Annotated in this window: 8 protein-coding genes, 2 tRNA genes and 1 rRNA gene; 1 reads left to right on the top strand and 10 read right to left on the bottom strand. The window is 38.1% G+C overall.

The features are described from left to right. Positions 1 to 26 precede the first annotated feature (26 nt). The 5 genes from HYG86_RS13500 to HYG86_RS13480 all read right to left on the bottom strand — a co-directional run bounded on the left by HYG86_RS13500 (position 27) and on the right by HYG86_RS13480 (position 3983). Positions 27 to 103: transfer RNA gene (locus HYG86_RS13500), tRNA-Ile, on the bottom strand. A 116-nt stretch (positions 104 to 219) separates the two neighbouring features. Next, a tRNA-Ala gene (locus HYG86_RS13495) sits at positions 220 to 295 on the bottom strand. 204 nt (positions 296 to 499) lie between these two features. Continuing rightward, a 16S ribosomal RNA gene (locus HYG86_RS13490) occupies positions 500 to 2023 on the bottom strand. A 584-nt stretch (positions 2024 to 2607) separates the two neighbouring features. Further along, on the bottom strand, positions 2608 to 3312 hold the full coding sequence (gene yunB, locus HYG86_RS13485; RefSeq protein ID WP_213166120.1) for a sporulation protein YunB: 705 nt from the start codon (positions 3310 to 3312) through the stop codon (positions 2608 to 2610). A gap of 161 nt (positions 3313 to 3473) precedes the next feature. Next, the gene (locus HYG86_RS13480) at positions 3474 to 3983 is read right to left on the bottom strand and encodes a hypothetical protein (RefSeq protein ID WP_213166119.1); all 510 of its coding nucleotides are present in this window, start codon (positions 3981 to 3983) and stop codon (positions 3474 to 3476) included. A 183-nt stretch (positions 3984 to 4166) separates the two neighbouring features. Here HYG86_RS13480 and HYG86_RS13475 point away from each other — a divergent pair, with 183 nt between their 5' ends. After that, complete coding sequence (locus HYG86_RS13475) at positions 4167 to 7049, top strand: transglycosylase domain-containing protein (protein WP_213166118.1); 2883 nt, start codon at positions 4167 to 4169, stop codon at positions 7047 to 7049. A 23-nt stretch (positions 7050 to 7072) separates the two neighbouring features. Here the strand turns inward: HYG86_RS13475 and HYG86_RS13470 are convergent, their stop codons facing one another. The 5 genes from HYG86_RS13470 to HYG86_RS13450 all read right to left on the bottom strand — a co-directional run bounded on the left by HYG86_RS13470 (position 7073) and on the right by HYG86_RS13450 (position 12707). After that, positions 7073 to 7693 (bottom strand): pyroglutamyl-peptidase I, encoded by a 621-nt coding sequence (locus tag HYG86_RS13470; protein ID WP_213166117.1) that lies wholly within the window; start codon positions 7691 to 7693, stop codon positions 7073 to 7075. Positions 7694 to 7707: 14 nt separating this feature from the next. Beyond that, on the bottom strand, positions 7708 to 10056 hold the full coding sequence (locus tag HYG86_RS13465; RefSeq protein ID WP_213166116.1) for an endonuclease MutS2: 2349 nt from the start codon (positions 10054 to 10056) through the stop codon (positions 7708 to 7710). Between the two features lie 4 nt (positions 10057 to 10060). Next, positions 10061 to 11716, bottom strand: coding sequence for a DNA polymerase/3'-5' exonuclease PolX (gene polX, locus HYG86_RS13460; protein ID WP_213166115.1), 1656 nt, complete (start codon positions 11714 to 11716; stop codon positions 10061 to 10063). A gap of 181 nt (positions 11717 to 11897) precedes the next feature. Beyond that, positions 11898 to 12428 (bottom strand): CvpA family protein, encoded by a 531-nt coding sequence (locus HYG86_RS13455; RefSeq protein ID WP_213166114.1) that lies wholly within the window; start codon positions 12426 to 12428, stop codon positions 11898 to 11900. After that, positions 12429 to 12707 (bottom strand): cell division protein ZapA, encoded by a 279-nt coding sequence (locus HYG86_RS13450; RefSeq protein ID WP_213166113.1) that lies wholly within the window; start codon positions 12705 to 12707, stop codon positions 12429 to 12431. Between the last annotated feature and the right edge of the window lie 10 nt (positions 12708 to 12717).

Genomic DNA, 12717 nt, shown 5'->3' with positions numbered 1-12717 from the left:
GCATAAGCATTTTTAAAGCAAATTAGTGGTGGGCCTAGGTGGACTCGAACCACCGACCTCACGCTTATCAGGCGTGCGCTCTAACCGGCTGAGCTATAGGCCCTAGTTAATTTAATTGTTTTAAGGTCAAAAGCTTTGCAAAGGTGAACCGTCTTTGCAAAAAGGCTCTGGGTCCTTTTTCTGTATTTATTTTCTAAAACGAAATTTTAGAAAATAAAGTGGTGGAGATGAGCGGGATCGAACCGCTGACCCCCTGCGTGCAAGGCAGGTGCTCTCCCAGCTGAGCTACACCCCCACATTTTTGAAAGAAACTAGTTCTTTCAAAATTGGACAGCATATACCATATTTGAGTTGTGATTTTGTTTTGTAAATTAAGGTACGTATCCATTTTTACAAGGTGAACATTCTTGATAAAAATGAAGTACGATGCTGACTAAAGCATAGCTTTAGCAGCGATAAGAAGTAGATATCGCTTAATGTGATATCAGTGTCTCCTTAGAAAGGAGGTGATCCAGCCGCACCTTCCGATACGGCTACCTTGTTACGACTTCACCCCAATCATCTACCCCACCTTCGACGGCTGCCTCCTAAAAGGTTAGCCCACCGGCTTCGGGTGTTGTAAACTTTCGTGGTGTGACGGGCGGTGTGTACAAGGCCCGGGAACGCATTCACCGCGACATTCTGATCCGCGATTACTAGCAACTCCGACTTCATGTAGGCGAGTTGCAGCCTACAATCCGAACTGAGACCTGTTTTAAGGGATTTGCTCCAGATCACTCCTTCGCTTCCCGTTGTTCAGGCCATTGTAGCACGTGTGTAGCCCAGGACATAAGGGGCATGATGATTTGACGTCATCCCCACCTTCCTCCGGTTTATCACCGGCAGTCTCTCTAGAGTGCCCAACATTACTTGCTGGCAACTAAAGATAAGGGTTGCGCTCGTTGCGGGACTTAACCCAACATCTCACGACACGAGCTGACGACAACCATGCACCACCTGTCTCTCTGCCCCGAAGGGACACTATTATCTCTAATAGCTTCAGAGGATGTCAAGTCCTGGTAAGGTTCTTCGCGTTGCTTCGAATTAAACCACATGCTCCGCTGCTTGTGCGGGCCCCCGTCAATTCCTTTGAGTTTCAATCTTGCGATCGTACTCCCCAGGCGGGGTACTTAATGCGTTAACTGCGGCACAGAGGGTATCTAAACCCCCTACACCTAGTACCCATCGTTTACGGCGTGGACTACCAGGGTATCTAATCCTGTTTGCTCCCCACGCTTTCGCACCTCAGTGTCAGGTACAGTCCAGAAAGTCGCCTTCGCCACTGGTGTTCCTCCTAATATCTACGCATTTCACCGCTACACTAGGAATTCCACTTTCCTCTCCTGTCCTCAAGTCCAGCAGTTTCAAATGCATTACGGGGTTGAGCCCCGCATTTTAACATCTGACTTACTAGACCACCTACGCGCGCTTTACGCCCAGTGATTCCGGACAACGCTTGCCCCCTACGTATTACCGCGGCTGCTGGCACGTAGTTAGCCGGGGCTTCCTCCAGAGGTACTGTCATTATTCATCCCTCTAGACAGAAGTTTACGACTCGAAAGCCTTCATCCTTCACGCGGCATTGCTGCGTCAGGGTTGCCCCCATTGCGCAATATTCCCCACTGCTGCCTCCCGTAGGAGTCTGGGCCGTGTCTCAGTCCCAGTGTGGCTGATCGTCCTCTCAGACCAGCTATCCATCGTCGCCTTGGTAGGCCGTTACCCTACCAACTAGCTAATGGACCGCGGGCCCATCCTACAGCGATAAATCTTTCCTCCATAAACCATGCGATTCATGAAGCGTATCCGGTATTAACATCAGTTTCCCGATGGTATCCCGAGCTGTAGGGCAGGTTGCCCACGTGTTACTCACCCGTCCGCCACTAAGTTTAGTAAAAAGCAAGCTTTCTACTAAACTCCGTTCGACTTGCATGTGTGAGGCATGCCGCCAGCGTTCGTCCTGAGCCAGGATCAAACTCTCCATTAAATTGAAAAGTTATATCATTCGCAGTTCGTTATTCGCAGTTAGCAGATAGCTAAATACTAATAACTTAATGCGTTGATTACTGACTTCAGACTTTCGTCTGGCCTCAGGTGAACTTCGTTCACCCAAGTAATCACTTTAAACTCAAATTCGAATTAACTTGTTTACCAAGTTGTATTTCTTATGGTATAGTGCTGTTCAATTTTCAAAGAACCGTCAGTAGCTCGTGCTACTTTTTTTTGTTTCATCACCTCTTGGCGACAAAATCTATCTTATCATTTTTACTTCTCTTTGTCAATAGTTTTTTTGATTGTTTTCTTAAAACATTTTCTCGTTAAATATAATTTAAAAATTTAAAAGCCGCTATATTAGCGACTAGAAATATAATATATTATTTTAACCCTTTGGTCAATGTTATTTTTTGGGACTTAATGTGGTCTTTAAAAAAACTTAGTAATAAAAGATTACACCTGAATATTGATTGTATTTATACTATTATAAATAGAGCTTTATTGTAGGATCTTAATAAAGTTGTCCAGTAGTAAACATATAGATTTGTGGAGTAAGCTATTATCTTAAAAATTTTGTTACTCCAACCCTTCTATGACAGACGGTATTTCAAAATTTTGACCTAGTGGTAGATTTATTACAGTATCAGGAACTTTGCCAAAGTATGTAGCTGTTACAATGGGGGTATATGTAGTAACTGTCACTGCTGATGAAACAAAGGGTATAATTATCTGTACCTCTGCTTCTATATCTATACCAACTTCATGCGACACTATATTTATACCTGCTGGGTTAAATTTTTGAGTGATTCCTGCTTGTACGGTACCTATTGGTACAAGTGTTACTGGAATTTTAGGTCCGTAATTTGCTAGAATCTCACTGCCCAGGGCCTGACCTAAGGGTATCCTTATTTTTTCTGATTTTATTCTTTTTAAAGTATCTTGTACATTCATTATGGTAAGTGTCTGTATCCTAGCGATCTCCATGTTATTAACTTCAGCCATTGCTATGTTACCTTGATAATCTTTTTGAACAAAAATTAAATGCTCGTATCTACTCTCTCTAGCTATGTGTAGGTCTATGGCGTTGTTTATGGCTTCAGTTGCAATTACCTTTGCACGGGCTTCTGCTATTGAAATAATGGTAGGTCTAAGATTTGTTTCAATAAAAATAAATGTTCTCACTGATGAATATATAAAAAGTATCATAATTAAGAAACCTATTAAACGAAACTTTTTAATTCTAACTCCTCTAAATAAGGAAAATCTTCTTTTTCTAAACATAGCTTTCCCCCCTGACTTAAAATAAATATATTATATAGAAGGGAAAAAAATGATAGAAATTTATTTAACAATGTAGGTATTGCCCTCAAATCAAAATAAGAAAGACAGCCTAGTGGGCTGTCCCGATGATGTAAGTAGCATTTTTCTTTGGTTTTTATCCTTTACTTTACAGGGAATTTTATAGGGTCGCTATTTAGTTCTACTGTTGTCTTAGATATCTGCGTGTACTCAGTTATTGAAAATTTAAGTGCTCCCTTACTGTTTTCATCACCAGCAATTTTGAAAATCACGAAAATACCCTTGTCTTCTAATTGACTGTTTAGACCTCTTCTTGATGAATAAACGTACTCTGATTTATTACCCTCTATTTTTCCTGCTGGGGCTACACTTAGAAGTTTTCCATTTTCTATCTCTAAGTTAACCTTTAAGTCTGTGATTTTGGCATTGACGATACTTTCATTTTCCTTATAAAATCTGATAACAAAGTGATCTTGGGTGTTTCCCTTGTAAATTTGATAACTAATACCGTGTTGCTCTCCATTCACAATTAAATGTCTTTCACCTTGCATGGCAGGAACTAATCCTTCAACATTTTGGGAATTATAGTAACTCATCAGCATAAACATTATTGTCAGGGTTATAACAAATAATGTAAATCCTTTTTTGTTCATTTTAATTACAGCTCCTTTGCTTAATAAATTTATACTACGTTTATATTGCATAAAAAATAGTAAAATTATACATTTTTATATATGACATCTTGACCCTAGTTAACTTTTTTAATTATTTATGCTATAATTACTTAAATAATTGAATAAAAATTATTCCTATTGGGGAAGGGGAGAATATTTCCATTGGAAAATAATAATAATAATAAACCAATAAAGAAAGAAAAGAGTAAATGGGTGAAAGTTACGCAAACTGTTTTAAAGTCCTTATTATTGCTAGGCCTTTTAGTAGGTTTTTTAGGTGGTGGTTTGGCACTTGGTATGGTGGCCGCATCTCTACAGGATGTCCCAGAATTGAATAGGGACTTATTAGAGAGTCCCTCTTTACCTACTAAGGTGGTTGATAAAAACGGGGATTTGATAGGTGAAGCCTATGATCAACGTAGGGTTAGGCTAAATCTTGATGAAATACCTCAAGATTTATTAAATGCTTTTTTAGCCACAGAAGACAACAGTTTTTACTCACACCCTGGTTTTGATATCAAGGGATTAGGTAGAGCTTTTCTTAGCAACTTACAAGGTAGCACTGTAAGTGGTGGTAGTACTTTAACGCAACAGCTTGCGAAGCAAGTTTTCCTTGATGGTACTAAGGAGCTTGAAAGGAAAATAAAAGAGTTATATTTAGCCTTCCAAATCGAGAAAACTTATACTAAGGACGAAATTTTTGAGTTCTATTTAAATAATGCAATAGCCTACAGACACCCAGATTATGGACTAGGCGCAGGGGCTAGAGGTATTTTTGGTAAAACAGTAGATGAATTGACCTTGGGGGAAATGGCTGTTTTAGCCGGTGTTCCAAACTTACCTTATACTTATGATCCACGTATTAACAGAGACGCTGCAAAAACCCGTAGAAACCATGTTCTTTCTAGAATGTATAGGTTTGGTTATATATCTCAGCAAGAGTTTGAAGATGCTAAGTCTGAAGAAATTGTTCTAAGGTCTGATAACCAAGAACAAGCTAGCTCTAATATTAAGTTTCATGGACCTTATGCTTATGCTGTTAAAAGCGCTGAGCGAATTCTGATTGATATCTATGGATATGATACGGAAACTGCTAGGATGGCAATTGCTAACCATGGTTTTACAATAACTACTACTATTGACTCAAACATCCAGCAAGCTGCTGAGACAGTTATGAATGACTCAGCACATTATCCTGCCACTAGAAATGACGGTCTCCAAGCACAGGGTAGTGCAACACTAATTGATAATAAGACCGGTGAAATTGTAGCTTTAGTGACAGGAAGAAATGCTCATGTTACCAGTAATGCATCTTTAAGGCCTGTGGAAAGTTTTAGACCTTTAGGTTCATCCATAAAACCTATATTCTCTTACGCTCCAGCAATAGAGAAGCGAGTAATTTTTCCAGGTTCCGTTGTCGATGACACTCCCATTGCTTTTAAAGACTATTGGCCTGAAAATTACCCGGGTGTAGGCTTTAATGGACTTGTAACAATAAGAGAGTCTATGAGGCGGTCTTTAAATATACCTGCTATTCAATCAGCAACACTTGCCAATGACCGTTATGCCCAGGAGTTTGCGCGAAGCTTAGGACTAACAGAATATACAGATGACAAAGTGTATAAACAAAATTCCCTAGGTGGAATTGGTGCTACTAATTTGCAAATGACTTCAGCATTTAGTGCTTTTGCAAATGGTGGTGTTCAAGCGGAAGCGTATTTCATAAGTGAAATAAAAGATAGAAACGGAAAAGTAATCTATAGCGCAAATCCCGAACAAAAGGTAGTAATGAGTGAAGAAACAGCTTTCCTTATAAGTGATATGTTAAAGGATGTTGTAACTAGTGGTACTGGCTCTAGGATTAGAAACCACTTTACTAAAACCGCTGCTGCTAAAACTGGTACATCTAATTCAGCCCATGACGGATGGATTGTTGGTTACACGCCACATTATAGCTTAGGAGTTTGGGTTGGTTACGACAGAAATGATGGTTCTGTAACTCAACATGCTCAATACACTGCTCCTATGTGGGGTAAGATAATGAACTTTGTTCATCAAGATATCCCAAATTCTGATTTCCAAAAACCACGCAACATTGTCCAAGTTGCTGTAAGTACAAAGTCTGGTAAACTTCCTTCTCCATTAACTCCCTCTGAGTATATAAGAACAGACTACTTCATAAGGGGTTATGAACCAAAAGAAGTTTGTGATGCCTTTGTGGAAGTTACTATTTGTAAAGATACAGGATTATTAGCTACCGAAAACACACCCCTTCACTTAAGGGAAACTAAAGTTATGCTTAAACCTAGGGAGTATCTCACCACAACTTCACAATGGAGAGATGGTGCAGGAAGAAAACCTAAAGACGTTGACATGATGGCTCCCACTGAAGAATGTAACATGCATTCTGGTGGTGGCGGTGGTAGCACAGTTCCTTCTAAATTAACCCATGAGTTTGCAAGTAACGGTATACGCTTACGTTGGGAAGGTTCTAGTAGTGTGGCTGGATTCAATATTTATCGCATAGATGGTGGAGATGTGGAACAACTAAATGGTCGTCCTGTTACATCTAGAGAGTTTTTAGATGATAAAGCTAAAAAGGATAATCAATACACTTACTATGTAACCGCTGTTTTAAGTGATGGTACAGAAACGGGAATTTCAAATCAAATAACCGTAACTCTTCCATCAGCAGTTCAAAAAATAAATGACTTCAAACTCGAAGAGAAACCTACTGGAGTTGAAATCACTTGGGGAGAAACCCTCAATGCTAAACAGTATAAAATCTTAAGAAGTACAAGTCAAAACAGTGGCTTTAGCGAAATAACTACCACAAATAAAAGGGCTTTTGTAGATACAACAGTCCAGCCTAATACCACATACTACTACAGAATCGAAGCTGTAGGAGCAGAAGCATCACCAACCAAGTCCATTGATTACAAAGGTCCTAACCCTGGAAACGGTAATGGTAATGGTAACGGCAATGGAAATGGTAATGGCGATAATGATGACAACGATGATGACGATAACGACGATAATGACTAAAAGGAGCCCGCTTGGGCTCCTTTTTAATGTGTTTCTCCTAGACTCACTTGTTCACTTTGAAATGATCCTAGGGATAAAATTTTTATGGTCTCCTTTATTATCTCCTTTACCAGATCTATTGACATACTAGGGAGTTCTTTATCAACAATTTGTTCTGGACTATAAGGTATATGAACGAATCCTACTTTTGTACTTTTATCCCTAAAGTAATGAAGGGATGAGTACATAATGTAGTTACATACATAAGTGCCTGCTGTGTATGAGATACTTGCAGGATAACCCTTTTGCTGTAGTGCTATTACAATTTCCCTTATGGGTAGAGTTGTAAATAATCCATCTGGGCCGTCAGCTACTATAGGTTGGTTTACAGGTTTATCACCATTGTTATCTGCTATCCTTGCATCCATGTAATTTAAAGCTACTTTTTCAAAGGTTATCTTATTTCTTCCTCCCCCTTGCCCTAGGTGGAGGATGTAGTCATATTTCTTATCTTCAATGGCCTCAGTAAAATCTTGAAAAAAGTTAAAGGTCACAGGTAGCACCAATGTATCCACATCTGGAAGTTCAAGCCCTTTGATAACATCCATTGTGGGGTTCTTGCTGTCATTTCCAAAGGGCTCAAAAGCGGTTATTAAAAATTTCATGTATTCCTCCCCCCCTATTTAAGAGTAACTATACTTGCACCGTCTCCACCCTCACTAAATCCTCCAAAACGTGTGGATTTAACATGGGGGTGTTTTCTTAAATACTCTCTCACTCCAGTTCTCAGGGCACCTGTACCTTTACCATGCACAATTGTTACTTCTTTAAATCCTAGGACAAAGGAGTTATCTAGAAATTTATCAATTTCCAAAATTGCATCCTCGACATTTTGACCTCTTATATCTAAACTGTTCTTTACTTCATCATCTGCATTTTTAATATTTCTTAAAGTTGCTCTATTGTATGTGACTTTGTTGGTTCCTTGAACTTTTTCTAAATTCTCAAGGGATGTTTTTATTTTCATGATTCCCACCTGACATAAAACCTTGCTATCTCCATCAGGTAAACCTAGTACCGTGGCCTTTTGGTTTATATCTAAAAGTCTTACTTCCATACCCACAGTGATATCTTTATTTGTAAGGTTACCTGTTTTTTGTGGAGCTTCTTCCTCCATAGTGGTATTTTTCATTTTATCCCGTACTTTTTGGAGATCTCTATGGATATTGCCACTTCCAACGGATTCTTGAATCTTTCGAATATCTTTAATCAATTCTTCCCCTTCGCGCTTAGCTAAGCGAATAATTTTATAGCTTTCTTCTTTAGCTTTGCGAAGTATCTCTTCTTTTTTACCAATAACCTCTGCCTGTTTTTTATCGAGGGTTTGCCTTTCTAAGCTGAATAACCTTTGGTTTTGCTCTAGTTCTTCGAGTTTTTTCTCGTATAGCATTCTCTTTTCTTCGAGGTCTTTTAGCATTTCATCTACTCTTATGGTATCTTGGCTTATCATTTCCTTAGCCTTTTGGATAAGTCCTGTATCAAGGCCTAGTCTTTGGGATATTTCAAAGGCATTACTTTTTCCGGGAATACCCACTAAAAGCTTGTATGTGGGTTTAAGGGTTTGGTGGTCAAACTCAACGGATGCATTTTCCACCAGTTCATTTTCATAAGCGTAGCTTTTTAGCTGGCTATAATGGGTTGTAGCAACTGTTAGAACCTTTCTTTCTTTAAATAGATTCATAATGGCAGTTGCCAGTGCAGATCCTTCTACAGGATCTGTACCTGCTCCAAGTTCATCAAATAACACTAGGGAATTTTTCTGTGCTTTATTGATTATGTTTACGATATTAGTCATATGTGATGAGAAGGTACTAAGGGATTGCTCAATACTTTGCTCATCTCCTATATCAGCATAAACACCCTCTAGAATAGGGAAACTGCAACCTTCATCACCTAGGACAAATAGACCTGATAAAGCCATTAAAGTAAGGAGTCCTACGGTTTTTAATGTAACAGTCTTACCTCCTGTGTTAGGTCCTGTTATAACTAGTGTGTTAAAATCTGTCCCAAGCTCTAAGGACATGGGAACCACTTCTTTGTCTGGAATTAGAGGATGCCTACCCTTTTTGATTGTGATTACACCGTCTTGATTAATTCTTGGCTGTGTTGCCCTTTGTTTTCTAGCCATTTTAGCCTTTGCTAATATGAAGTCCATTCTACCAATTGTTTCATTTATGTACTTAAGTTCTTCACTAAAGCAGCTAAGTAAATTTGTTAAATTTATAAGTATCCGCTCAACTTCTTGCTTTTCTTTGCTCTTGAATTCCTGAACTTTGTTAGCAATTTCCACTGCGAAGTTTGGCTCCACAAAAACAGTAGCGCCACTGGCAGAGTAATCATGAGCAATACCTGGCACTTGACCTTTATGTTCAGCCTTCACAGGGATACAATATCTATCATTTCTTTGTGTTATTATCCCTTCTTGTAGGTACTTTAGTTTCTGAGGACTTCTTATAAAACTGTCTAATTTATCTTTGAGATCGCTTTCGCCCCTAAATATTTGTTTTCTTATTGATTTAAGTTCTGCAGAGGCTGTATCTAATATATGGCCTTCATCTGAGACACTTATATTGATACTTTCTTTTAGCTCTTTACAGTCATCTACTTCCTTTAGCATTGCAAAAAGCTTTGGTGTAAGATCTCTAATTTTAGTAAAGTATACCTTTAAATCCTTAGATACTTGTATGGATCGAAGAACTATATAAAGTTCTTTACCTGTGAGTATTCCGCCTTTTGTAGCCCGTGAAATTGTATTTGTTATATCACCTAGTTCTGTCATGGGAGGTGACCCATAGTTTAGTGAGATTACTCCTTCATAAGTGTCATTTATTGAATCTAGTAACTCTTTTTGCTCCTGAAATGGATGTAAATCTTCACTTAGGCTCTTACCCATGGGAGTAAGTGTTTCAAGGGCAAGTATATCCTTTATTTTCATAAATTCTAATGTTTTTAAATATCTAGCTTCCATTTTTTCAACCCCTTAAATAAGCTAATAGCTCCTCTTTTTCCCAACAATTAAGCACATCTTTTTTTTCAAGATAGCCCCTTTGACCTGTACCTACACCTAGTAATATATTTGCGAATTCCAAAGTACTATGGCTATCTGTATTTATGGCTATTTTTAGGCCTAACTCTTTGGCTAACAATATATTTTCACTGTTTAAATCTAATCTATCAGGCGAACTGTTTATTTCAAAAGCAATCTTATAATCCTTAGCATAGTTTAAAACCTTCTTGATGTCTACATCATAGGGCATACGTTTTTGAATGAGCCTACCTGTGGCGTGTCCTATTATATCCACATTGGGATTTGCCACAGCTTTCATTATCCTAGCTGTCATTTCATTTTGATGTTGCTTAAAATGACTATGGACTGATGCCACAACTATATCGAACTGTTCTAGAAAATCATCTTGAAAGTCTAAAGATCCATCTGCCAATATATCTACTTCTATACCCTTTAATATTTTTATATGGTACTTTCCTTGGATTCTATCTATTTCTCTCCATTGTTCTAGAATTCGCTCTTTAGTAAGTCCTTTTGCAATTTTTAATGACTGGGAGTGATCTGTTATTGCTATATATTGATAACCCATCCTTTTAGCTGCTTTTACTAGTTCTTCAATTGAATTTAATCCGTCGCTATAATGGCTATGTAGATGAAGGTCTCCCACAATGTCTTTAACTGATATTAAATTAGGTAGTCTATCATCTCGAGCTAACTCTATTTCCCTGTCTCCCTCCCTTAAAAACGGAGGAATATATTTTAGTCCTATGCTATCATATACTTGCCCTTCATTATCACTTCGTTGTTTTAGTAAGCCAAGGGCCTCTAAATCTTGTACGTGTTTTTCACTTCCAGTATATATTATTTTTTCTATTCCGTATTTCTCTTCAGGGGATAGGTAAATTTTCACAGGTATATTATAGTTACCTTCAAATTCTAAGGTTCTCTTCTCTTTATTAGAATCTATTTCTATATTATTTTTCTTCAAAGTCGTTAGAAATTTTTGGGTATCATCAGTAAGTACAATGATTTCCACTGAACTTACGGTTTCTTTCATCCTACGAATTTCCCCGACTACCTCAGCATTTTTCACACAATCCATTTCACGAATTTCTTTTAAATAACTATAAGCTAGGGGTAAAGCTAGTCCTAAAAGGAAAGTCCTCCCCCTTTGCTTATACTGTTCAATCCCACTTTTTATATCACCAATTGTTGATAGGCCAAAGCCCTTTACACTCAGTAGTCTTTTACTGGCTATGGCTTTTTCTAATTTGTCTATGGTGTCTATATTGAGTTCCTTGTACAATAGGTGTACTTTCTGGGAAGTTAAGTTTGGTATGTCTATCATTTCCCGTAAACCACAAGGCACCTGCTCCCGTAATTTTTCAAGTTTTGGACTATGCCCTAACTTAACCATATCCATTATGTTTTGCGCTATACGGTCACCAATTCCTTCAAGGTTCCTAAGTTTATTTTCATCAATAAGCTTTTTTATGGGCTCAGATCTTTCAATTAGTCGAGCTGCTCTTTTGTAGCTTTGCCCAGCGAACTTGCTATCTCCTCTAAGCTCAACCATCTTACCTATTTCTAAAAGGGTCCAGGCTACTTCTCTATTATCCAATCCTATTCCTCCTAAAATACCTTTTAGTTTAATTTGTGGAGGAATTAGTAAATTATACAGAAGTTTTAATGTTTGAAAGCATTAGTTACAGCAGTCCTTTGAATAATTACAAAACACAATTTACTTATAAGGCATTTTTAAAAGCGCCAAAAATTGGCGCTTTCTTTGTTATTACATCGCCCTATCGGGAAAGCATAATGTTTAGTTTTTCATAAAGACCTGGAAAGGAGTTTAAAAGAGCTGGAGCTAAAAATGAACCGTTAATTAGGTTTTGTGCCCACTCCACTGCTACAAATGACAAAAGCCAAACAATTAAGAGGGCGAACAAATATCCCTTGACAAACCCTGCTAAAGCACCTGCTACTTTATTTGCTGATCCTAAGAGTGGTAAATGGTTTAGAAGGGATGTTTGGGCAACTAATATCCCTAAGGCAAATCTAGATACCATAAAGATAACTAAGTAACCTATAACATTTACCAGCTGGCTGATTTCATTTGTTATATCTATAAATGGTATATTCAAGCTATCTTGCACCTTTTCAGAAATATTGAAGATAGAGTCGAGGAAATCTCCAATATACGGCCCAAATCTTGCAGCTATCATGTACGCAATTATAAAGCTAAATAACTCAAGTGCCACCCTCACAAATCCTTTATTCTTGCCAGTGACAACACAAAAAACTATCAGTATAACTATAATTAAGTCTAGCATTTACTTCTTAGCCCCTCTCTCCTCTTCGTATTCCACTAGCATATTGTAAAGTTGGTTACATTCCTCTTTTAATTTATGATGCTGATCAGCTAACATTAAACATGCCATAATTGCCACCTTTGTGGAACTTAACCTTGGATTTTTCTCTTTAATGGAAGCCATCTGTCTGTCAACGAAGTTAGCCATTTGAATCATATGTTCGGGGGATGAGTTACCCTTTAAAACATGATCCTCTCCATAAATCCTTACTGTTACTCTGTTATCTTTAGTTTTCCCCATATTTTACCCC

This window comes from Alkalicella caledoniensis (genome assembly GCF_014467015.1).
Taxonomy (GTDB): Bacteria; Bacillota; Proteinivoracia; order Proteinivoracales; family Proteinivoracaceae; genus Alkalicella; species Alkalicella caledoniensis.
This window is presented reverse-complemented; position numbering and strand designations above follow the sequence as displayed.